This is a genomic window from Streptomyces sp. NPDC104106, from assembly GCF_055584345.1.
Map to the genome: position 1 here is coordinate 113,772 of NZ_JBVJMF010000007.1, position 21,925 is coordinate 135,696.

The 21,925-nt window shown below is 69.7% G+C and carries 22 protein-coding genes and 3 pseudogenes; 11 read left to right on the top strand and 14 right to left on the bottom strand.

Annotation, left to right across the window (positions count from 1 at the left end):
- Together ACZ60X_RS18460 and ACZ60X_RS18465 are read left to right on the top strand one after the other, a co-directional pair.
- Window positions 1-109: pseudogene (locus ACZ60X_RS18460) on the top strand (PPOX class F420-dependent oxidoreductase); the annotation flags it as partial.
- 90 nt (window positions 110-199) lie between these two features.
- A pseudogene (locus ACZ60X_RS18465) lies at window positions 200-307 on the top strand (PPOX class F420-dependent oxidoreductase); the annotation flags it as partial.
- A 14-nt stretch (window positions 308-321) separates the two neighbouring features.
- Here ACZ60X_RS18465 and ACZ60X_RS18470 read toward each other — a convergent pair.
- From ACZ60X_RS18470 to ACZ60X_RS18505, 8 genes are all read right to left on the bottom strand, one after another.
- Window positions 322-1,083: a TetR/AcrR family transcriptional regulator gene (locus tag ACZ60X_RS18470; RefSeq protein ID WP_469599455.1), complete on the bottom strand. Its 762-nt coding sequence runs from the start codon at window positions 1,081-1,083 to the stop codon at window positions 322-324.
- Between the two features lie 39 nt (window positions 1,084-1,122).
- Entirely contained in the window at window positions 1,123-2,541 is a 1,419-nt protein-coding gene (locus ACZ60X_RS18475) for an MFS transporter (RefSeq protein ID WP_469599457.1), read from the bottom strand.
- A gap of 74 nt (window positions 2,542-2,615) precedes the next feature.
- A complete protein-coding gene (locus ACZ60X_RS18480; protein WP_469599459.1) occupies window positions 2,616-4,811 on the bottom strand; it encodes an ArnT family glycosyltransferase in 2,196 nt (731 codons plus the stop codon).
- The gene (locus tag ACZ60X_RS18485; protein ID WP_469599461.1) at window positions 4,808-6,283 is read right to left on the bottom strand and encodes a bifunctional glycosyltransferase family 2/GtrA family protein; all 1,476 of its coding nucleotides are present in this window, start codon (window positions 6,281-6,283) and stop codon (window positions 4,808-4,810) included. Before ACZ60X_RS18485 ends, ACZ60X_RS18480 begins: the two co-directional genes overlap by 4 nt.
- Window positions 6,284-6,297: 14 nt before the next feature.
- The gene (locus ACZ60X_RS18490; RefSeq protein WP_469599463.1) at window positions 6,298-7,950 is read right to left on the bottom strand and encodes an ATP-binding protein; all 1,653 of its coding nucleotides are present in this window, start codon (window positions 7,948-7,950) and stop codon (window positions 6,298-6,300) included.
- The gene (locus tag ACZ60X_RS18495) at window positions 7,947-8,687 is read right to left on the bottom strand and encodes a response regulator transcription factor (protein WP_469599465.1); all 741 of its coding nucleotides are present in this window, start codon (window positions 8,685-8,687) and stop codon (window positions 7,947-7,949) included. The genes ACZ60X_RS18490 and ACZ60X_RS18495 overlap by 4 nt, the downstream gene beginning before the upstream one ends.
- 111 nt (window positions 8,688-8,798) lie before the next feature.
- Window positions 8,799-9,137 (bottom strand): antibiotic biosynthesis monooxygenase family protein, encoded by a 339-nt coding sequence (locus ACZ60X_RS18500; RefSeq protein ID WP_469599467.1) that lies wholly within the window; start codon window positions 9,135-9,137, stop codon window positions 8,799-8,801.
- A 143-nt stretch (window positions 9,138-9,280) separates the two neighbouring features.
- Complete coding sequence (locus ACZ60X_RS18505; RefSeq protein ID WP_469599469.1) at window positions 9,281-10,156, bottom strand: DUF2797 domain-containing protein; 876 nt, start codon at window positions 10,154-10,156, stop codon at window positions 9,281-9,283.
- A 285-nt stretch (window positions 10,157-10,441) separates the two neighbouring features.
- On the opposite strand from ACZ60X_RS18505, the gene ACZ60X_RS18510 reads away from it, so the two are divergent.
- Window positions 10,442-11,476 carry a sphingomyelin phosphodiesterase gene (locus ACZ60X_RS18510; RefSeq protein WP_469599471.1) on the top strand — a complete coding sequence of 345 codons (1,035 nt, stop codon included), beginning with the start codon at window positions 10,442-10,444 and terminating at the stop codon, window positions 11,474-11,476.
- A gap of 15 nt (window positions 11,477-11,491) precedes the next feature.
- On the opposite strand, the gene ACZ60X_RS18515 is transcribed toward ACZ60X_RS18510, so the two are convergent.
- The 4 genes from ACZ60X_RS18515 to ACZ60X_RS18530 form a co-directional block, all read right to left on the bottom strand.
- A complete protein-coding gene (locus ACZ60X_RS18515) occupies window positions 11,492-11,692 on the bottom strand; it encodes a hypothetical protein (RefSeq protein ID WP_469599473.1) in 201 nt (66 codons plus the stop codon).
- 260 nt (window positions 11,693-11,952) lie between these two features.
- Window positions 11,953-12,471, bottom strand: coding sequence for a hypothetical protein (locus ACZ60X_RS18520; protein WP_469599475.1), 519 nt, complete (start codon window positions 12,469-12,471; stop codon window positions 11,953-11,955).
- A 357-nt stretch (window positions 12,472-12,828) separates the two neighbouring features.
- Window positions 12,829-13,899 carry a hypothetical protein gene (locus ACZ60X_RS18525; RefSeq protein WP_469599478.1) on the bottom strand — a complete coding sequence of 357 codons (1,071 nt, stop codon included), beginning with the start codon at window positions 13,897-13,899 and terminating at the stop codon, window positions 12,829-12,831.
- Window positions 13,900-14,134: 235 nt separating this feature from the next.
- Window positions 14,135-14,551: a DUF6234 family protein gene (locus tag ACZ60X_RS18530; RefSeq protein WP_469599479.1), complete on the bottom strand. Its 417-nt coding sequence runs from the start codon at window positions 14,549-14,551 to the stop codon at window positions 14,135-14,137.
- Between the two features lie 779 nt (window positions 14,552-15,330).
- Between ACZ60X_RS18530 and ACZ60X_RS18535 the strand changes: the two genes are divergently transcribed.
- Together ACZ60X_RS18535 and ACZ60X_RS18540 are read left to right on the top strand one after the other, a co-directional pair.
- Window positions 15,331-15,747: a hypothetical protein gene (locus ACZ60X_RS18535; protein WP_469599481.1), complete on the top strand. Its 417-nt coding sequence runs from the start codon at window positions 15,331-15,333 to the stop codon at window positions 15,745-15,747.
- Between the two features lie 133 nt (window positions 15,748-15,880).
- Complete coding sequence (locus ACZ60X_RS18540; RefSeq protein ID WP_469599483.1) at window positions 15,881-16,840, top strand: hypothetical protein; 960 nt, start codon at window positions 15,881-15,883, stop codon at window positions 16,838-16,840.
- A gap of 186 nt (window positions 16,841-17,026) precedes the next feature.
- On the opposite strand, the gene ACZ60X_RS18545 is transcribed toward ACZ60X_RS18540, so the two are convergent.
- A complete protein-coding gene (locus tag ACZ60X_RS18545; protein WP_469599485.1) occupies window positions 17,027-17,716 on the bottom strand; it encodes a GNAT family N-acetyltransferase in 690 nt (229 codons plus the stop codon).
- A complete protein-coding gene (locus ACZ60X_RS18550) occupies window positions 17,628-18,386 on the bottom strand; it encodes a GntR family transcriptional regulator (RefSeq protein ID WP_469599487.1) in 759 nt (252 codons plus the stop codon). The genes ACZ60X_RS18545 and ACZ60X_RS18550 overlap by 89 nt, the downstream gene beginning before the upstream one ends.
- Before the next feature lie 734 nt (window positions 18,387-19,120).
- Between ACZ60X_RS18550 and ACZ60X_RS18555 the strand changes: the two genes are divergently transcribed.
- From ACZ60X_RS18555 to ACZ60X_RS18580, 6 genes and pseudogenes are all read left to right on the top strand, one after another.
- Entirely contained in the window at window positions 19,121-19,297 is a 177-nt protein-coding gene (locus tag ACZ60X_RS18555) for a hypothetical protein (protein ID WP_469599489.1), read from the top strand.
- Window positions 19,298-19,398: 101 nt separating this feature from the next.
- On the top strand, window positions 19,399-19,668 hold the full coding sequence (locus tag ACZ60X_RS18560; RefSeq protein ID WP_469599491.1) for a DUF6284 family protein: 270 nt from the start codon (window positions 19,399-19,401) through the stop codon (window positions 19,666-19,668).
- Entirely contained in the window at window positions 19,665-19,949 is a 285-nt protein-coding gene (locus tag ACZ60X_RS18565) for a hypothetical protein (RefSeq protein ID WP_469599493.1), read from the top strand. The genes ACZ60X_RS18560 and ACZ60X_RS18565 overlap by 4 nt, the downstream gene beginning before the upstream one ends.
- Window positions 19,946-20,636, top strand: a pseudogene (locus ACZ60X_RS18570) (protein spdB); the annotation flags it as partial. The gene ACZ60X_RS18565 and the pseudogene ACZ60X_RS18570, both read left to right, overlap by 4 nt.
- A 475-nt stretch (window positions 20,637-21,111) precedes the next feature.
- Window positions 21,112-21,459, top strand: coding sequence for an RRQRL motif-containing zinc-binding protein (locus ACZ60X_RS18575; RefSeq protein ID WP_469599495.1), 348 nt, complete (start codon window positions 21,112-21,114; stop codon window positions 21,457-21,459).
- 2 nt (window positions 21,460-21,461) lie between these two features.
- Window positions 21,462-21,779, top strand: coding sequence for a hypothetical protein (locus ACZ60X_RS18580; RefSeq protein WP_469599497.1), 318 nt, complete (start codon window positions 21,462-21,464; stop codon window positions 21,777-21,779).
- The last annotated feature ends 146 nt before the right edge of the window (window positions 21,780-21,925 follow it).

The window sequence follows — 21,925 nt, forward strand, 5'->3', positions numbered from 1 at the left end:
TCGCGCCGCCATGGTCAAACAGGGCAAGTCCATCATCCGCCTCACCCCCGAACGCTGGGGCCCCCTGGCCACCGGAGGCTTTCCCGCCCGGCTCGTCACCAACGACTGACGACACCGCCCCACGACAACCGACGGACGGAGTCCGGCGCCGCGTCCCGAAGCCTGCGAAGCAGTGCGAGGGACGCAGACAAAGGGGGCTCGCGCCGCCATGGTCAAACAGGGCAAGTCCATCATCCGCCTCACCCCCGAACGCTGGGGCCCCCTGGCCACCGGAGGCTTTCCCGCCCGGCTCGTGGTCGGGGAGTAGGGGCGGCGGGGGCGTCAGCCCCGGTCGACCATGGCTTCGATGCCGGCGATCAGGAGGTCCAGGGCGAAGTCGAAGTCGCGGTCCATCATCTCGGCGACCGTGTCACCGCCGCGGGCCTCCATGATCACCTTGGATTCCTGGACGTAGTGCCCGGCCTCGGCGTCCTGCTCCGCCGAGGCCATGGCCTGCTGGAAGTAGTCGTCCGGTGTCAGTCCGGAGTCCGCGATCCGGGACATGAACTGCGCCTCCAGCGTGCCGTAGCCGTACACGAACTGGAAGACGGCCGAGATGCCGCCCATCACGCGGTGCGTCGGCAGACCGGTGCGGCGGATGACGCGCTGGACGGTGCGGGAGAAGGCGAGCGAGGTGGGGCCGATGTTCAGGTACCGGCCGGCCAGCGGCGAGAGCCAGCGGTGGCGCACCAGCAGCGCCCGGTACTCCGCGGCCAGCCGCCGCAACTGCTCGCGCCAGTCCGCCCGCTCGTCCTCCGGGTCGGGCAGCCGCAGCTCGCCGTAGGCGGCGTCCAGGGCGAGTTCGAGCAGGTCGTCCTTGGTGTCGACGTACCAGTACAGGGACATCGCGGTGACGTTCAGCTCGGCGGCCAGCCGCCGCATGGAGAACTTCGCCAGCCCTTCGGTGTCCAGCAGCCGTACGGACGCCTCGGTGATCCGCTTCCGGTCGAGCCCGGAGGGCTGGGCGCTGCGTCCGCTGCGCTGTGCCTTCACCTCCCGCAGCCACACACTGTCCCGCGCCGACCGCGCACCTTGCTCCGCCATCGGCGCCTCCCTTTACGGTTCCGGCCAAGTGGTCCAACTCTAAGCCGCGGGGCCTGCGCCGGCCCCGGCCCCTCGGGCGGCCTGCCGCTCCGCCCGCCGCAGCAGCCCGGCCGCGACCGACCCCCCGGCCAGCACGGCGACCGCCCCCACCAACTGACCGGCGCCCAGACCGGACGACAGGGACGCGCCCGACGCCACGGAGGAGCTGAGGACGGCGCCCAGCACGGCCACCCCGAGCCCGTTGCCGAACTCGCCGAGCGTGCCGTTGATCCCGGCCCCCACCCCCGCCTTCTCCGGCGGGATCGCGCTCATGATGGCGTGTGCCATCGCCGGGTTGGCGATCGCGCAGCCCACGCCGATCAGCAGCAGGCCGAGCAGCGTACCGGCGTAGCCGTTCGTGTCGATCTCGGCGATGGCGGCCAGGCCCGCCGACATCAAGGCCATGCCGAGGGCGACCGACCCGGGCGTCCCGAGCCTCGTGGACCACCTCGCCGCGACACCGGTGGAGTTGAGCAGGACGACCGTCAGCGCCAGCGGAGCGGTGCGCAGGCCGGCCTCCAGCGGCTCGTAGCCGAGCACGAACTGCAGGTGCTGGGTGAGCAGGAACAGCGAACCGGTCATGCCGAAGGTGATGAGCACGACCCCCGCGACCGCGCCCGTGAAGCGCCGGTCTCGGAAGAAGTGCGGGTCGAGCATCGGCTCCGTGGCCCGGCCCTCCCACCAGGCGAACGCCGCGAGGACCAGCACCGCGACGGCCGCCGTGACCAGCACCCGCGGCGAGGCCCAGCCATGGTGCGGGCCGGAGACGATCGCGAAGACGACCGCGGTCATGCCGATGGTGGACAGCAGCGCCCCGAGCAGGTCCGGACGGTCGCCCCGGGGGTCCTTCGACTCCGGTACCAGGGCCACGACGGCGACCAGGGCCAGCGCCGCGACCGGGATGTTGACCAGGAACATCGAGCCCCACCAGAAGTGGCCCAGCAGGAAGCCGCCGATCAGCGGGCCGGCCGCGAAGCCGAGGGCGTTGACCGCGCTCCAGATCCCGATCGCCTTCGGCTGCTCCTCGGGTGTGAAGATCTGCATCGCCACCGCCAGCGTGGTGGTCACCAGCAGCGCGCCGCCGATGCCCATGCCGGCCCGCGCGGCGATCAACTGACCGGTGGAGTGGGCGAGTCCGGCCACGAGCGAGCCGATGCCGAACAGGGCGAGCCCGGCCGTCAGCATCTTCCTGCGGCCGTAGCGGTCGGCGGCGCTGCCCGCGGTGAGCAGCAGTCCCGACTGCACCAGCGAGTAGGCGTTGATCATCCACTGGATGTCGGCGGTCGCCGCGTGCAGCTCGCGGGTCAGCGAGGGGATGGCCACGTTCAGGACCGTGTTGTCGAGCACCACGGTGAGCTGGGCCAGGCATATGACGCCGAGGATCAGCCAGCGCTGGGGATGGCCTGGGGAAGCGGTCATGTTGTACACCGTATAGCCGTAACTATACGGTGTACAACGCACATCCTGGCCGTCGGGCTCGCCGTCTCCTTCGCTCAGCCGCCGTTCTTCCGGGTGAGGTCGTAGAAGGTGGCCGAACCGACCGTCACCTTCTTGAAGGTGCTCTGGACCCACGAGCTGATCTGGGAGGCGGTGCCGCCGCTGCTGCCGCCCATGCCGCCGCCGGCGATGAAGTAGTGGATCCTTCCTTCCGCCACGTACTTCTTGAACTGGGCCGGCGTCGGGGACGGGTCGGTGCCGTTGAAGCCGCCGATCGCCATGACGGGGTCACCGGTGGCGAGCTGGTAGCTGGCCGCGTTCTGGGAGCCGGCGGACGCGGCGACCCAGGTGTACAGGGAGGCGTCCTTCGCCAGCAGCCGCTTGGCGGCGGCGGAGACGTTCGCGCCGTTCAGCAGGCCGCCGGCGCCACCGCCGCCGCCCATGCCGCCCTCGCCCGTCCGGCCCGCGCCGGGGAAACCGTTGCCCGGCTGCCCCTGGCCCTGCGTGCCGCCGTTGCCGTTCTGCGGCGTCTGGTGCTGGTGCTGGTTCTGCCGGCTCTGGCCCGGCGCACCGCCGCCGAACCCGCCACCACCCGGGAAGCCGTTGCCGTTCTGCCCCTGGCCCTGCCGGCCGGGCATCGCGCCGCCGAAGCCGCCGCGCATGCCGCCCCTGCCGCCGCCCGGACCGCCGCCGAAGCCCCTCACGCTCGCGCCCGCCGGACCGGCCGTCGGGATGGAGCCGGTGTGCGCGGAGTCCACCGTGCTGAGGCTGTACGCCGTGGGACCGGCGAGCGCGGCCACCAGGCCCACGGCCGCCGCCCCGAGGGCCGGTTGCCGGGAGATCCGGCCCGTGAAGACCAGGCCCAGCGCGGCCGCCAGACCGCCGATCAGCACCAGCCACCGCAGCCAGGGCAGGTAGTCGGGCGTGCGGTCGAGCAGGACGTAGCCCCAGGCCGCCGCCGCGACCACGGAGGTGGCGAGGGTGCTCGACGCCCACAACTCCCGTCGCCTCTCCCACAGCAGCCCGGCGCCCATGCCGGTCACGGCCGCGAGGTACGGGGAGAGGGCCACCGTGTAGTACTGGTGGAAGATGCCCGCCATGTAGCTGAAGATCACCAGCGTGATCAGCAGCGAGCCGCCCCACACCAGGAACGAGGCGCGGGTGGCGGACGTCCGCTTCAGCTCCCTGGTCGCCACGAGCCCGGCGGCCAGCAGGATCAGCGCGGCCGGGAGCAGCCAGGAGATCTGGCTGCCGATCTCGGAGTTGAACATCCGGTTCCAGCCGGTGGCGCCCCACATCCCGCCCCCGCCGTTGGTGCCGTTGCCACCGGGGACGACGCTGCCGGTCTCGTCGCCGTTGATCCGGCCGAGCCCGTTGTAGCCGAAGGTCAGCTCCAGGAAGCTGTTGTTCTGCGAACCGCCGATGTAGGGGCGCGAGGAGGCCGGCCACAGTTCGACGATCGCGACCCACCAGCCGCCCGCGACGACGAGCGCGAGGGTCGCGGCGGCCAGCTGGCCGAGCCGCTTCCGCACCGGCACGGGAGCGCACACCGCGTACACGACCGCGAGCGGCGGCAGGATCAGGAACGCCTGGAGCGTCTTGGCGAGGAAGGCGAAACCGATCGCGGCCCCGGCCCACACCAGCCACCTGGTCCGGCCGTCCTCCACCGCCCGCACGACGAAGTAGCAGGCCAGCGCCATCAGCAGGGCCAGCATCGCGTCCGGGTTGTTGAAGCGGAACATCAGCGCGGCGACGGGGGTGAGCGCGAGCACCGCGCCCGCGATCAGACCGGCGGCCGGGCCGAACCGGCGGCGCACGGACGCGTGGACGACCGCCACCGTGCCCACGCCCATCAGCACCTCGGGCGTGAGGATCGCCCACGAGTTCAGGCCGAAGACGCGGACCGACAGCTCCATGGGCCACAGGAAGGCGGACGGCTTGTCGACGGTGATGGCGTTGCCCGCGTCCAGCGAGCCGAAGAAGAACGCCTTCCAGGACGTGCTGCCGGCCTGAACGGCCGCCGAGTAGAAGGAGTTGGCGTAGCCGGAGGCGCTGAGGTCGTACAGGTAGAGGACGAGGGTGGCGGCCAGCAGGCCGAGGAGGGCGGGGCGCGCCCAGCGCGGGTCCTCGGGCCGGCCGCGCCACAGTCCGCGCAGGCCCGTCTGCCCGGGCTCACCGGTCGCGGGGGCCCGCGGGGGAGCGGTCGGGGGCGCCCCCCAGACGGTCGTACCGCTCTGCTGGTCGGTGGTCATCGGGGGTCCCCCGGATCGGTGTCATGAGGGCGCACCGGCTGCAACCGCATGGTGGCGTCCCTCCAGCTGCCGTCCGCGGCTTCACCGGCGCGGACCTGAGTGGTCCGGTGCGGCTGCCCGTACGACTGCTGGTGCGGCAGCCGGCGCTGCGGCAGCGGCACGTACGGGGCCGTGCTCGGGGCGTACGGCGCGGTGGCCGGGGCCGTGCTCGCGCCGTGCGCCGGGGTGGCGTCGCCGCGGTCCGGGAAGACCCAGGCGCGCAAGAGCAGGAAGCGCAGCACGGTCGCGGCGAGGTTGGCGGCGACCAGCACCGCCAGCTCGGTGGAGTGCGCCGGGCTGGGGCTGGCCGCGTTCAGGGCGGCCAGCGAGCCGCTGGTCAGGGCGAGTCCGATACCGAAGACGACCAGGCCCTGCGCCTGGTGCCGGACGGCGCCGCCCCGGCCGCGCACCCCGAAGGTGAGCCGGCGGTTGGCGGCCGTGTTGGCGACCGCCGAGACCAGCAGGGCGAGCGCGTTGGCGACCTGGGAGCCGGAGAACTGCCGGAAGAGGCTGTACAGCACCAGGTAGAAGAGGGTGGACAGGACGCCCACGGCGGTGAAGCCGACGAGCTGACGTGCCAGTCCCTTGGGCACGTCCTGGATGTCGCGGTCGCGCGGGTCGTCACCGAACGGGCGGGCGAGGCGGTCCAGCGGCAGCGAACCGGTGGTGAGCGCCTTGCCGACCCGCCAGACGCCCTTGAGGTCGTCGGTCGCGGTCTTCACGATGTGCACGGTGGAGTCCGGGTCGTCGACCCAGTCGACCGGCACCTCGTGGATCCTCAGGCCCGCGCGCTCGGCGAGCACCAGCATCTCGGTGTCGAAGAACCAGCCGGTGTCCTCCACCAGCGGCAGCAGCACCTGCGCCACATCGCGCCGGATGGCCTTGAAGCCGCACTGCGCGTCCGAGAAGCGCGCCTGGAGCGAGCCGCGCAGGATCAGGTTGTACGTGCGGCTGATGAACTCCCGCTTGGGTCCGCGCACGACCCGCGAGGTCCGGGCCAGCCGGGAGCCGATCGCGAGGTCGGAGTGGCCCGAGACCAGCGGCGCCACCAGCGGCAGCAGGGCGTTGAGGTCGGTGGACAGATCGACGTCCATGTAGGCGAGGATCGGCGCGTCGGACGCGGCCCACACGGTACGCAGGGCCCGGCCGCGGCCCTTCTGCTCCAGGCGGAAGTTGGTGACCTCGGGGATCTCCTGCTCCAGCCGCGCCGCCACCTGGGGGGTGGTGTCCGTCGAGGCGTTGTCCGCGATGGTGATGCGGAAGGCGTACGGGAAGGTGCGCGTGAGGTGGTCGTGCAGTCTGCGCACGCACGGCTGGAGGTCCTTCTCCTCGTTGTAGACGGGGATCACTACGTCCAGGACAGGCGTACCGGCGGCTGCGGCCGGGAGGTGCTCCCGCGCCGGCAGCGTGCCGGGAGAAGAGTCGGTTCGCATGGAACCGACTCAACTCAAGCGCCCTGTCGCACCCATGTGGTGGCACTGTGCTGCGCCTGTGAGTGCGCTCGCCGGTCGGCCTCGGGGGCGGGAGCGGGGTGCGCGACGGCCTGGGCGAGCGCGGGCAGGTGCACGGTGAACACCGTGCGGCCCGGGACGCTGTCCACGGTCACGGCGCCGCCGTGCGCGGTCGCCACGGCCTGCACGATGGCGAGGCCGAGCCCGGTCGACCCGGTGGCCCGCGAGCGCGCCGAGTCACCGCGCGCGAACCGCTCGAAGACGTGCGGCAGCAACTCGGGGGGAATGCCCGGCCCGTTGTCCTCCACCTCGACGCACGTCCACGGCCCCCGGCGCTGCACGCGCGCGGTGACGGTCGTACCGGGTGGTGTGTGCTTGCGCGCGTTGCCGAGCAGATTGACCAGCACCTGCTGGACCCGGGCCGCGTCCGCCGAGACGAGCGCGGGCTCGTCGGGCAGGTCGAGCCGCCAGTTGTGGTCCATGCCGGCCGCGCGGGAGTCGCTGACGGTGTCCACGACGAGCGGGATGAGATCGGTCTGCTCGAACTGCAGCGGCCGCCCGGCGTCGAGCCGGGCGAGGAGGAGGAGGTCCTCGACGAGGAGGGTCATGCGGCCGGCCTCGGACTCGATACGGCCGAGGGCGTGCCGCGTGTCGGGCCCGACCTGCTCGCGCCCGCGCCGCGTCAGCTCCGCGTAGCCCCGGATCGAGGCGAGCGGCGTGCGCAGCTCGTGGCTCGCGTCGGCGACGAACTGCCGTACCCGCATCTCGCTCTGCTGCCGGGCGTGCAGGGCGCCGTGCACATGGTCGAGCATGCGGTTGAGCGCGGCGCCGACCTGGCCGACCTCGGTGTGCGGATCGCACTCGGACTCCGGTACCCGCTCGCTGAGGTTCACCTCGCCGGTGTGCAGCGGGAGTTCGGAGACCCGGGTGGCGGTGGTGGCGACCTTGCGCAGGGGGCGGGTGGCGACGCCGACGAGCACGTACCCGGCGATGCCGGCGGCCACGAGACCGGCCACGGTGACGCTGACCTCGATCAGGATCAGGGCGTTGATGTTGTCGTCGACGGCCTGGGTCGGGATGGCCACGTAGTAGGTGCCGTTGGGTCCGGTGACGTACTGCGCGCGGTAGCTGCCCAGGCCGGGGAGGTCCACGGTGTGCGTGCCGTCGTCGCGGGGCACGGCGCCGAGCGCCGCGAGCTGCGCCTTGGTCAGCGACTTGGCGCTCATGGAGAAGTCGTCGGCGGACTTGTGACCGACCCTGCCCTCGCTCGCCGTGCCGCTCCGCACCATGGCCACGACCGTGCTCTGCGACGGCTGCGGGCCCCGGCTGACGAACTGGTCGAGGTCGACCCGGTGGCCGCTCTGCCGGCCGTCCGGCCGACCGCCGGGCAGCGTCTCGTCCTTGCCCTGGCCGGGCGGGCCGAACTGGCCGGACGCCCGTTTCCCGACCTCGCGCAGCTGACCGTCGAGCTGGACGTACAGATGGGAGCACAGCGCCAGCGTCGTCACCGTGCCGATCACCGCGCACACCACCGCGATCAGCGTCACCGACGCGACGACGAGCCGGGTCCGCAGCGTACGCGGCCGGCCCGCCCGTCGCTTCCGCCGCTTCTGCCGTTGCGGCAGACCCGACCGCCGCCGCCCGCTCATGACACGGCGGGCTTGATCAGGTAACCGGCCCCGCGCCGCGTGTGGATCATCGGCTCGCGCCCGGCGTCGATCTTCCGCCGCAGATACGAGATGTACAGCTCGACCACGTTGGCCTGCCCGCCGAAGTCGTACGACCACACGCGGTCCAGGATCTGCGCCTTGCTGAGCACGCGCCGCGGATTGCGCATGAGGAAGCGCAGCAGCTCGAACTCGGTGGCGGTCAGGTGGATGTTCTCGCCGCCCCGCGACACCTCGTGGCTGTCCTCGTCGAGGGTCAGGTCCCCGACGACGAGCACGGAGTCCGACCTCCGGTCGGCGGCCCCGGACCTGCGGATGAGCCCGCGCAGCCGCGCGACGACCTCCTCCAGGCTGAACGGCTTGGTGACGTAGTCGTCCCCGCCGGCGGTGAGTCCGGCGATACGGTCCTCGACGGCGTCCTTGGCGGTCAGGAACAGCACGGGCACGTCCGGCAGTTCCCGGCGCAGCCGGCCGAGGACGGCGAGCCCGTCCATGTCGGGCAGCATCATGTCCAGCACGACGGCGTCGGGCCGGAACTCCCGCGCGGTCTGTATGGCGCCCTGTCCGTCCCCCGCACTCCTGATCTGCCAGCCCTCGTAACGAAGAGCCATGCTCAGGAGTTCGGTGATCGACAGCTCGTCGTCCACCACAAGCACTCGGACGGGGCTCCCGTCCGGCCTCAGCAGTTCGGTGCGCCCCTGGGGCGAGGTCGTGGTCATGGTGCACACCCTGTCCGGGTCCTCTGAGAAGACGCTTTCCGCAATCTGTGATTTCCCTGAGAAACTCACAGGCGGCTCCCAGGCAGGACCTGGGCGAGCGCTCCCCCCCGCTCACTCGCGCGTGAAGCCGTACGCGTGCTCGACCTTGGCGATGTGCACGGCGTACCGCTCGTACCACCGCTCCCGTCCGCGCCGCTTGGCCTGAAGGTGCTCGGGGTGCCGCCGCCACTGCTCGATCCCCTCGAGATCGCGGAAGTAGGCGACGGAGATGGCGAGCCCGTCCGGCCCCGGCCCACGGGCGAAGTCCTCGCCGAGGAACCCGGGGACGTCCCGGACGAGACGGGAGAGACGGGCGGCGGTCCGCTGGTACGCGTCCTCGTCGCCGGCCCGGCGCAGGGAGGTGAACACGACGGCGTAGTAAGGGGGTTCGTGGTCTGTCCGCTCGGTCATGGCACGACTCTCGCGGGCGCGCCGGCCTGGCGTCGACAGACCTTGCAGAAGGGGATCCGTCCGGGATCCATTTCTTTACGTCCGCTTCTTCGCGCCCGCTTCCTCACGTCCGCGTCCGCACCCGTGGTGAATGTCCGCCCCGTTCAGAAGAGGCCGTCCTGCGCGGCCCGGAACTCCCGTACGGGAAGGTCGAGTCGGTGGGATGGCGGGCCCGCCGGGGGCACCAGGTCCCAGCCGGTCATCAGCCGCGTGTCGAGCACGACGGCCCCGCGCCCGCCGGCCGCCAGATGAAGATCGGGCCCGGCGGCCGCGACCAGCTCGCCGCCGACGGCTCCGCCCGGCACCAGCTCGGTGACCTCACCGGACGCGGCCGCCGCGCGGTCGAGCCCGAACGCCGTCAGGTGATCGACGACGTGGCACGCGGCGGGCCGCAGGGACTCCGGCCACGCCGGGAGCGCCACGGCCCGGGCATGCAGCTCCCGCACCTCGGCGGCCCGCTCGTCCCCGGTCCGCGGCAGCGCCGAGCGCACCGCCCGCTTCTGCGCGTACGGAATCCGGTCCGGCACCCTCAAAGCCGCCCGCAACAGCTCCTCGGTCCGCCGGGCGGCCATCAGCGGGCCGGTACCGAGCCAGCTGAAGCAGACGGCTCCCTGCTCCAGCAGCCGGGCGTCCCCCCGCTCGGCCGCGGTGATCCCGACCTTGGCCATCCCGGGCCCGAACCACGCCAGGTACACCCGGTACGGCCGGGGGTCGTCGGCGATCGTGTCGGCGGCCACGGAGTGCGCCCGGTCCAGTCGCGCGCACTCCTCGCACCGGGCCCCCGTGCTCCTGCCCGACACCGCGGCCCGCACCGGACAGCCGTGCCCCCGCGCCCCGACGCAACGGCGCCCCCCGTCCTCCGGCACGGCGAAGGCGATCCGCTTCCCCCACGGCAGCGCACTGCGCCGCCCGCCGTCCCAGACCAGCACCGGACCGTCCGACGACCAGCGCACCCCCGAGCATCTCCATTCGCGTGCCATCACTCGCGAGCGTAGAGGGTGGGTCTGACAGTGGGCCGTGGTTCACCCGGGCCTCGGGCCTCGCGCACGAGTACCTGGAGAAGCCGCACCGGAACGACCCGGACGAGGAGTGCTGAAGCGGCGAAGCCCGCCGCGACGACGGCCCCCGTCCGCGACTTGTCCAGACACCTTTTCTCCACGCGCCGGTCCGCCACTGTTCGCGCCGACGCCCTTCCGGCCGTACCCGCGAGTACCTAGAGTCTGTCGCGCTGTCATGTACGCGCCCCCAACCCCTCAGGAGAGCGCATGGTCCCGCGTCGTACCGCCACCACCCTCACCGCCGCCGCGGCTGCCCTGCTGCTCGGGGCCGGCGGCTACACGGCCCCCGCCGCGAGCGCGGCCACCGGCACCGGCCTGTCGGTGTTCGCCTGGAACGTCGACCTCGGCACCCCGATCGTCGACACGACCCAGAACGAGAAGGCGGCCCAGCGCACCCCGGTGATCGAGTCGGTCATCCGCCGGCACAGCGCGGACGTGGTGGTGCTCGACGAGGACTTCAACAACACCTCGACCGCCGACATCACCGGCAAGCTCGCCGACCTGTACCCGTACCACACGCCCGTGGTCGGCCAGGTCTGCTCCGGCGGCGGCTGGACGGGGATCAGCGGCGACTGCTCCAACTCGCCGTTCGTCATCAACGGCGGCACGATGATCCTCTCCAAGTACCCGATCACCGCCCAGTACGCCCACGTCTTCAGCAACTCGACCACCGGCACCTGGGACTACCAGGCCAACAAGGGCGCGGCGCTGGCGCAGATCGACAAGAACGGGGTGAAGAGCTGGGTGGTCGGCACCCACCTCCAGGCCGACCAGTCCGGCACGTCCACCGACACCACCCAGTCCACCCGACTCGCCCAGCTCGGTGAGATCCGCAACTGGGTGGACGGCGTCGCCGGCCCGAGCGGGCCGGTGCTGATCGGCGGCGACATGAACATCGAGTACTACGGCGGCCAGGCGCGCGGCGACCACGCCAACGCCCAGAGCGCGGTGAACGGCGTCCTCGGCACCCCGGCCACCGACCCCGGCCAGGCCCTGCGGACCATGGACTGCCCAGTCTCCGCCTGGTGCCAGTACATGTCCGGCGTCGAGTCCTTCCCGAAGGACTACCGCGACGACCTCGACTACATCGGCTACCTCGACGCCCCGGGCCGCCCGGTCCCGGCCGCGACGTCCGCCGTCAAGGTCGACTTCGACCCCCAGTCCGGCTGGAGCACCGGCCAGACCGACACCGACGCCCCCAGCGACCACTACCCGGTCGAGACGACCTTCCAGCTGAACTGACGTCCGTCACGCGTGTCACGCGTCCTCCAGAGCCTCCCCGAACTCACGCAGCACCTTGCCGTGGCGGCTGCGGGCCAGTTCGTGCCCGACACCTATGGCGAGGGCGACCGGCCATTCGATGAGTTCGAGTGCGGTCAGTACGCCGAGGCCCGCGAGGAACGCCAGCTGGTCCCTGGGCGGCAGCTCCAGCCGCACGCCGCCCAGGCGGAGGGTCACCGCATCGCCGGCGACGACGTGCTCAGCCGCAGCGCGGGGCCCGTGAGACCGCACGAGGGAAACCGGCGCACCGGAAGCCGCCGCCTCGGAACCTGTCGTGCGTGCGTGAGTGGTCATGGCTCACCCCGTTCGATCGGCCGACGCCGGGCATCTGCCCGACGCCCCCCTCTTCCACGCTAGCCCGATATGCCCCGTTTGCCGCACAAACGCACGAGGCCCCTGATCTCTCCGGGGCCTCGTGAGTGTCCGCCGTCGGCGTCTCAGGGGTAGCGGCTGACGACGACGCAGAAGTCGATGTGGCTGAGGTCCGCGTACTTGCCGCTCGGGTTGATGGGGGTGTGGAGCGATCCGTCGGCCGCAATGCCGGCGGGGAAACCGGTCGAACTGTCGTAGGTGTAGACGTTGGCCCCGCCGGCTCCGCCCTTCGCGGTGACCTTGACCGCCGCGCGGTGGTCATTCGGGGGGATGTTGAAGCCGAACACCTGTCCCTGGGGGGTGTTGGTGACAGTGAGCTGGAAGGTTCCGTCACCGGGGATCGAGACGGTGCCTGTCGCGGGATTGTCGACCCTGAATCCCGTCGCGCCCGTGGGGCAGGACACAGGCGGGTTGTCCGCCACCTGCACGGGCTGCACGCCTGCATCGCTCGCGGGACCGGCTTGGGCCAACGCGGGGCCGGCGGCGATGCCGAGTGCCACGGTCGTGGTCAGGCCGACGCCGACGAGCCGGGCGCTCCGGCCCGGCCGTCGCGACTGCGTCTTTGCTTGGGCAGCTACTCGCATAACGAGTACTCCTCCTGGTTGCTCGGTAGGAACCTTCGGGTACCTGATCCGGCCCTTGCGGACTCTCGCGCCATTTCGCCTGGCATTTCGAGCCTGGAACTCCGTCCGAGGGCCGAGCGTCTCAACATTCGCATGGTCGGACTTTCATTTAGGTTCACGACTCCCTTTCCTCGGCCATTCGAGTTCCAGGGTGGGTATCGATGGTCCGTGGCCTGTCGGCGCAGTTCAGGCGTTGCCGGTACCGGTGATCGCGCCGTAAGGGCGAGTCAACGGGCAGTTCGGTTCCTGCCGAGTGCACACAAACCGACGGCCCCGCAGATGTCCGGGGCCGTCGGTGTTTACGGGGCGGGGAACGGTCTACTTCCGCTCGTCGCGGTCGGCGGCGACGAAGAGCAGGCCCTTCGGGCTGGAGACGGCGTTGCCGAAGGCGGTGACCGCGCCGGTCTTCAGGCTGAGGGTGCCGAGACCGCCCTTCGCGGAGACGAACGCCTCGCCCTTGGCGAAGTGGCCGGTGACGGCGATGACCTCGCCCTTGGCGCTGTCCACCACGTAGAGCGTGCCCTCGGTGGAGGTCGCGAAGGCGGTGTCGTCGACCTGCTGGCTCAGCGGCAGGACGCCGGCGTGCTGCTTCTTCGTCCCCCAGTTCTTGACGAAGACCGCCTGCTGGTCGCCCTGGCCGTCGAGCAGCAGGCTGCCGCCGAGGCCGGGCACGCCGCGGGGGACGAAGGTGCTGGCGTCCGGGTCGGTCAGGTTGAGCGCGCCGGGCTTGCCGGTCACCAGGTTGGTGGCGGTGATGTTGTCGTCGAAGACGGGGGTGGTCTTGGCGGTGGTGCCGTGGAAGGTGACCTTGTAGAGCGCGGGGCGGCCGGCGGTGCTGCCCTTGGCGTCCGCGGTCGGGTTGGAGGCGACGATGTAGACGACGCCGTGCCGGACACTGACGTTGTCGGTGCCGCCGCCGTGCGGCAGCGAGCTGAAGCGGTAGTGCTTGACGGCGTGGTGCCTGCTGTCCGGGTCGATGGTGTAAGCGCTGCTGTTGCCGTCCTCGTTGACCGTGGCGATGACCTGCCCGGTGCGCTTGTCGGCGCCGAGACCGTCGACCTTGCCGGCCACGTCCCAGTGCGCGACCTCCTTGCCGTGCTTGTCGAACTCCACCACGGTGCTGTTCCTGGTGCCGTCGGCAGCGGGCTCGCCCTGGGAGCCGACGCCGTTCTGGTAACCGACGAAGAGCTTGCCGCCGAGCCGAGCGATGTCGTCCGCCCCGGTCAGCTTTCCCCCGGCATGGGCGAACACGGTCGTGGAGAAGCCCGCGGGCACGGTCGCCGGGGTCGTCGCGGCACTCGCCGACGCGGAGTAGCCGAGCCCGGTGACGGCCGCAGCCGCGACGGTTCCCGCGCAGATGCGGACGAACTTGGTGGACGCCTTTGCCATGACATTCCTTAAGCCGTGAGGGTGGGGGGCTCGTGCCCGACCCTCCGCGGAACGCATGGCGCACGTGTGGCCCGGAACAAGCCCACAGGCAACACGCGGATTAACGTCTACATTCATGTAGACGTTAGTGGTCGCACCATGAGCCCAGGTGATACCCCGGGAAGTGACGGATCCGGAGCCGCTGCGTGCGGTGCATCGGCAGTTGATCGCCCTGCGCCGGACGGACGAACCGCAGCTAGCGGCTGTCCTTGCAGCCCGTGGCTGACGGCATGTCACGGCACAGCCGGTCCTGGTGGGCCTGCGCCGCAGCCCCACCGGAGAGGATGACGCAGATCAGGGCGGCCATGACGGCCTGGGTGACGACCGTTACGGCGGCCCGGGCCCGCGCGGCGAGCGCGGCCGCCGCGATGGCGAGGGCTCCGACCCCGCCGGCGGCGGCCAGGTAGTCCCACAACGCGTCGGTCGTGACGGTCCTGCCCGGGTCGAGGTCCAACCCGGACAGGAACCAGAGTCCAAAGATGACCGCCAAGGCGATCAGCTCCAGGAACACCAGACCGCACCCGGCTCCGATGTCGGCGCCCCGGTCGGCACGCCGGTGCGGTCCAGGGCCGGTGGTCGCGTCGAAGGCCGGCGGGGCGACGGGTAAGTTCATGCGCGCCATCTTGCTCGTGCGAGCGAGGCGGACGCATGAGTAGCAGTACCCAGCAAAGCCAGAGGCCCTGTGGATCACTCCACAGGGCCTCTGGTCTGTTGTGCACTCGGCAGGATTCGAACCTGCAACCTTCTGATCCGTAGGCGCGTTCACCCTGGAAGCATGAGGCGCCAACCAGCCGTTCAGCGCCGTCAGTCCGGAGGGTGGACCGATACTGCTCCGTTGTTGTGTGCTGGTGTGCACGGCTGTTGATGTCAGGCGTTGATGTCAGCGTGACGGCGCGTCTTCACTGGTCAAGCCGTCGTTGGCCATTGGTTTCGCCCTGACTCCCACTCGCCGAGCGGGGCCTCCGGTGGTTTCGCGCCTTCGCGCTGACATCCTGTCGGCCACGAAGGCGGTCGAGCACAGCTAGGGCAGCGGACGTCTGGCGGGACTCTTGGAGCAGACGAGCCGGACAGACCACGGACCTGGACGCGATCAGCCCACCGGACACCAGGAGTTCAACCTGAATAACGGTGCACCCATCCATCTGACTTTCAATCTCTGTCAGCCCTGCGACAGGCCTGACGTCTCCAGATGCGGTCAAGCGCGAGACGTGCAACGCTAGGAGGTGGCACGCAAATTGGCTGCCCGGACGGTGGATTTACTTCCTCTTCTGCTCAGTCCGTTCTTGGTGCGATGCCCCAAGGTCATCCCCATAGGACGTTGACACCTCTACTCACAAGGTAGCTCGATGGCTACCGGTGATGCGTCACAGAGAGAGATCGACCATGCCACTCGTGACTGAACGTTACAGCCTGAAGAACGAGAAGGTCTCGGTGAACTACACTGTGTCTCACCGCATTTCAGATGGCGGTATCGAACCCGACATCGTTCCCGCACCAAAGCTGACTGTCGATGTGGGGCAAGGGCCCAAGGAATACAGCGGTGACAAAATTTCGGTCTCGCAAATTTCCAACCCCAAAGCATTGGCCTTGACTGTAACTCTCAAGCGTACGCTTGATGCGGGCTCAACTCTCTTCACGGTCGAGTTGCCCGAATTCTCCGAGATGGACGACAACCCGTCCGCAATGGATGCACGCATCGACGGGGTTGCATTTGACACCGTCATGCATATGCCGCCAACGAATATTACCCAGGAGTACACAGATCTCTGTGTACTGAAGGGGGATTACAAGCGCTCGGTGAGTAAGTAGCTCACCTGCACTGGACCTCAGGCGCATTAGGAGCATTGCTTCTCAGCCTGGGGGTATGGCGGCTGGCGGAGCATGACGCGCTGTCGTCACAACCCTTCGGTTCGCCCCATGGGCTCAAGTCGCAGGAGAATCCATGAGCCAGAACAGGCGTACACGACGAGCGATAGCTGCGGCTTCGGCAGTAATCCTCTCTGGAGCTGGCGGCCTGATCTCACCAGCCGTAGCGGCCGTTCCAAAGACGACCGAGCAGGCGCCATGCTACTTCATGCCGTCCGGCTTGATCGGTGATACGTGGAAAGAGGGTGGAAATATTGGGGTCATGGGCGGGAACAAAACAGTAGTGTTCGATGACAGGCTCAAGTGCCCCATCAACCTTGAGCGTAATGTCCCGAATCGCAATGGACGGATCCAGGACTTCGAGAATGGCCAAATGGCTTGGTCCCCCGATCAAGCGCCAAAAATGACGATCTGGACCATCAAGAAGAAGAATCGCATCCACGTTCACTGGAACACCAACAGTGACTATAGGTATGACTACTTCATCATCCGCTGGGACAAGGACGGCCAAAATAGGGGCCAGATGGATATTTCCGGCAATACTGAAGGTTGGTGGACATTTGCTCTGAACGAACCTGGATGGTGGTCCTTCGTCGTGGAAGGATGCGACACCCGACCCGTTGGTCCCAACCGCTGCTGGCATGGTTGGACGATTCCGGTGGGCGAAAGGATCGATCCGGGGGACATCTCGCCTCCGCCGCCACCCCCGACTCGTCCTCGCCTAGCGGTGTCAACAAGCGGATCCGGGGCCAGCAGTATATTTTACGTGACGGGATCTGGATACCGGAGTGGCGCAGATGTGACGATCCGGCTAGCAAGGATTGGACCTGACTACATCGGTGGACCTCGCGTCTATCACCTCTATTACTGGCGGCCGATCAAAGCCCGAAACGATGGCACGGTAACCGCCGGTCTCCAGATCCCATGCGTTTCGCGCGACGTTAATATCAGTTTCTCTGCCAACGACGGCCGACGTGACCCGAGCGACCTCACCGGCCTTCTCTGGAGCAACACGGTCGACCGTATCTGCCCCTGACAGTCAATTAATGTCCCGTAACTCTGCGCGACAGCATTTCGTGCAGCGCTTGCCACACGGGCTCCGTAGGCGAGAGGCAGGCTGAGGAAGCATTCCGGCAGAGCTTTGAGGGCGGCACAGGGAAGACCCCCCGATCGCGTTTCCACATTCGGGGGGCGCTCGCGCGACAGCGGAAGGGCTGAGACGTCATCCTCGCTGATGCGGCACCTGGGAGTCAGCAGTAAGCGACCCGCTCTGGCTCCCAACGTTCGGGAAGACGGGCAAGAGGTCATCGGGCATGACTAGTTCACCCGCGGGCCGCTGAGCAAGCCACCCTGACCGCCGGTGCGCCGGCGACTCCGTGCGGACGTGGCGAAAGCCAAGCCCCTCGTAATAGGCGTGCAGCCCGGTATTCGTACGCCAGGTGTCGATGCGCACCCAGCTTCGCCCTTCCAGAGCGGCAAGGCGGGACATCCAGTCGATGAGACGCGTTCCGAGTTGTTGGCCGGACGCTTCACGAGCGACGATCAGCTTGTAGAGGTACAGCGCTGTTTCGGGACGATCGGCATCGGTCCAGAAGTCCCGGTCGACAGGGCCACGGCTCACGGTGGCAAGCACTTGGTCACTTGCGCCGACGATAACCCATGCCCGTCCCTCGTCTATGCTCGCGCGCCACTTCGAGATGGCGCGCTCGCCAGTCTCCGGGTCGCTCCATTGGTCGGTCCCTTTGGTCCGTAGCCACCCTTCGGCTTCTGCTCGAAGGGCCAGAAGGGCGGGTACGTCCTCCGCCGCTGCGGGGCGAAGGTACTCAGTCCGTACTGACTTCATAGAGGATCTTGTGCCTGTCTCCGGGGAGGATGGTAACCATGCAGCGGAGGGGGCGGTCATCCGCGTCATAGCCCGTTCGGGTGTGCTCTGCGACTGGAGTAGCTGCGGGAAGGCCAAGTTGCTCCGCTTCCTGATGAGTCGGCATACGGACTGAGATTTCGTCCACGTACTTGGCTTGCACGAGTCCTACGGACGCGAGGATGCCGCCGGGTGCGGAGACGTCTCGGGGCTCCATCAGGGGGGTGCCGACCACCAGTTCCTGAGGGAAGTACGAGTCGGCGAGTGCATAGGGCCGGTTGTCTATGAACCGGACACGCTTGCGAGCCACAGCCAACCCGCCCTCAGAGAGTCCAAGTCGCTCTCGAACGTGGGGTGGGGGCACGACGATGGACACCGAGATCTCTTGGCGGGGAGCGTTTCCGTTCTCTGCGATTGCGCTCGCCCACTGGTCGCCAGCCGTGCGGCCCTCAACCGCGTTGGCGTGCCGGCTTCGACTCTCGAGTGTCGTCCAGTTCCACACGACAGGGGGGTAGTCCTCGCGGACGTACTTGCCCTGTCCCTGTCCGGTGACGACCAAGCCTTCCTCGATCAGGAGGCGTACGCCGGCGCGGATGGTCTCGCGGCTGTAGCCGTACTGGCCCATCATCTTGGACTCACTCGGCAGGGCCTCACCCCCCGCCAGCGCGCCGGACAGGATCTGTTCGCGCAGGTCATAGGCGATTTCCTGCGCCTTCGTCATACCGCGTCGCACCACTAAGACGTCTCCTCCGCTCCGACTCCTCCGTACAAGTTAGACCAGGGGGCTTGACTCTCCAAGTAAGACTCGTGCAATCTCATGCCAGCGGCACTCCTCCAGACAAGGCGGACGAGGTAGCCCGTACGGCTCTGCTGTACAAGATGCCGCCCGGAGGAAAGCCCGTCAGGGGTGAGTACGAAGGAAGCGTCAGTTACTTGAGAATTCAACAGTGTGTCGAATCGACGGGGTTCGAGTCCCCGTCCCCGCAACGGCCCGGGTGACGGCCGCCGGCGGCCACTTCGTGACAGGTGAACGTGTCCTGTCCCGCGTATCGGCTCTGGAGAACAGCCCTGGGGACCATCCCTTCATTGCGTGGAGGCCAGCCTCAGGGGTGCCACCCGGTACGCGCCGCCCTGCTGGCGTCAGAACAGTGACGATGACGCGCCCGACTTTCCCGGCTCGGGACCGGTGTTGCCGTGGCAACGGTGCGCCGGTGAAGCCGTGTCCCTGCGATCTCGCGGGAGGTCGGTGTGAACCGACGACATACCTAGCGCCGCCGGTCCGTGGACCGGCCGGCGGCGCCCGGTCCGCTCCCTGGTCTCGCAGCGTCTGCCGCTGCGGCCGGCTGCCTCTCCCGCCCGTCCGGCCGCTTCGGCGGTGCCGTACGGACAGGAGTGCGGGGAGTCGGAGCACCACTCCGCGCCCGGTCTCCATTCCCGACCCGAGAGGACGCGCGCATGCGACGGAGGATCACCAACCCCAAGCACCCGAACGTGGACCAGGTCGGCACGGACGTCCAGTACGAGGGCGAGTGGCACCGGATCACGGACGTCGGGGGCAGCTACTTCAAGCTCGTCCGTCACCGCGACGGCTACGGCAGGAACGTCAAGATCCGCGACGTCAACGGCCGCTAGCTCCTCTAACGCCCACCCATCTGAAACGGCGCGCGGCTCCCGGGGTGCCTCCCGGGAGCCGCTGTTCGGGCCGTTCACCTGTGAGAGGAATCCACGACCCAATGGAGCACATCGTCACTGTTCAGGACGCTGTTACTGCGTTCGCCGACTTCATGGAGCCGACGAACGCGGAGCTGGACGCGATCGAGCAGGAACTCCCCCTGATCCTGGCGGAGGTCGACCTGTTGGACGCGCAGATCACCACCCTGGACCGCACGCCGAGCGAGCTGGACGCACGCCGCCTGCGCCGGGCCCGCCGCCGGGTCCTGGCTGAGCGGGCGGCGCTGGCCAACCGCACGGCCACGGCGATCCTGCCGGGCGGTGCGGCATGAACGAGTTCCCCGTACGCCCGGACGGCCTGCCCGACGGGGCCGTGGCATTGCTGCGGGCGGTCCACGACGCGCTGAACATCCCCCTTCCGGGCCTGAGCGACGGCGACGAACGCGCGTACACCACCCTGATTGAGCGCCGGGTGTCCGACGTGCGGGTCATCCTCGCCGGTGTCCTGGACGAAAACCACGGTCTCACCGGCGCCGCCGAATCGCTGCGTACGTGGACGGCGCAACGGCCGCTCACCTACACCCCCTGGCCCGATGACGGGGGTTCGGCATGAAGGCCAAGACCGCGCTGCCCGCCGTCGCGATGACGGCGGTGTCCATGGTCCTCACGCTGGCCGTGGTCGTGATGTGGCTGGGCACTGCGGTGCCGTGGCCCATCGCGCTCATCGTCGGTCTGGGGATCGACGGCGGATGGCTGGCCACCCTCGCCTACGAGCGCCGTCTCGCCGCCCAAGGCGACCACAGCAACGTCGTCACTGGCGTCGGCTGGTCCTTCGGCGTCATCGCGACCGGCGTCCTGGTCGCCCACGCGCTCACCGCCGGCTACGCCGCCGCGTGGCTGGCCGTGGCCTGGTTCCCGCTCGCGGCCAAGGCGCTCTGGCTGGTACACGCGCTGTGGGAGCGCACCGCGCTCACCCCGACCGCCCTGGCACAGATCCGGGGAATCCAGCAGGAAGCCCGCGACAGGGCGGCCGTCGACCGCGCCCGGCTGCGGGCGGAAGCCGTCACCGAGGAGACCCGGCTGACGGCGGTGACCGGCGCCGGCGCCCGCGTCGCCCGCGTCCAGGCCACCACCGCCACGACCCTTGCCGGGGCGTGGTCGAAGCTGGAGAAGTCGCGTGCCCGTGAGGACACCGGCCGGGCCCTGGCCAGCGTCACGAGCCGTCCCGCACCCGATGTCGCACCGTCCTGGGCTCTTCCGGTGTGGGGCCCGATCGAGCCGGTTCCGGCGCCCCCGCTCGGCTCGATCGACCCGCCCGATACTACGACCGTGAATGCGGAGGATTCGTCCCAGACCGAGAGGTTTCGGTCTACGGCTGACCTGCCGGAATCGACCCCGCCCGTGGTCACGCTGACCCGGCTTGCGGTGCCCGATCCGGTCCCGGCCGATGCGGGGAAGTCGAGTCTCCCCCTCAAGCCGCTCCCGGCCCTCGCGCCCTCGATCGGATCGACCCCGGCGGGGCCGGCTCGATCGGGTCGGCCGGTTGCGGCCGAGTCGGCCCGCCCGGTGGTGCGGGCCACGTTCCGGGTGCCGGAAGCCGCGAAGACGCCCCGCGTCAGGCGCACGGAGGAACAGCTCCTTGCTGAGGCGCGGACCCTGACGGCCGACTGGCCTCAGTCCCACCTCACCGGGGAGCGCATCCGCCGGGAGCTGCGTGTCTCCCCGGCCCGTGCCCGCGTGCTGCGGGATGCGCTGCTCGCTGAGCGGGCCGCGTGATGGCGGCGCTGCCGGTGTTCCGGTGGCGCCTCGCCCCGGACGGCTACGCCACCTACCGCCAACTGAGGGTGCAAGGGCTGCGGCCCGGCGGTCAGCCGGTGGCCGCCCAGCTCGAACGTCCCCGCCGCCGGCGTGGCCCGCTCGTCGCCTACCTCTACCGCGTCGACCTGGCCCAGCCCGTACGCCCCATGACGGCGGCGAAGTGGGCGGCCCTGGCCAAGGCCAACACCGCGCGCCGCACGTGCCCGGAGTGCCGGCGGGATGCCGGGTACGTCATCCCGCGCTCGCTCGGCACGTGCGTGCCCTGTGCCTTCCCCGGACCCTCCCCAGCCGCAAGGAGTGCCTGACCGTGAGCAAGTCCGACATCCGCCGCCTGGACAAGGCGATCCAGCAGACCGAACGCAAGCTCCAGGCCGTGCGCAACCAGGAAATGTGGCCGCTGGAGGGCCACGAGCGCCGGGCGATCCTGCGGGCCGCCGCCGGCGGCGCCTACAGCCTGCACCGGGGCAACGGCACCGCCCGCGCGGACAACCGCATCGACAACCTGTTCAGCTCGGCCGAGACCCGGCTCGTCACCGAGATCGCCGCGCTCAAGACCGAGCGGCAGCGGCTCGTGACCGAGGAAGCGCAGGCCAAGGCCGCCAAGAAGTCCGCCGGGTGGTGGTGACCACGTTCCCACCGCGCGTTCTCCCCGCCGGGTGACGCGTGGCCCGTACGTCCTGGCTGCCGGGGCGGCCGTCCCTGCCACGGACCCGACCGCCCCGGCACCCCTTCCTTCTTCAACTCCCGCCCCTGCTCGGGGTAGTCAGGAGC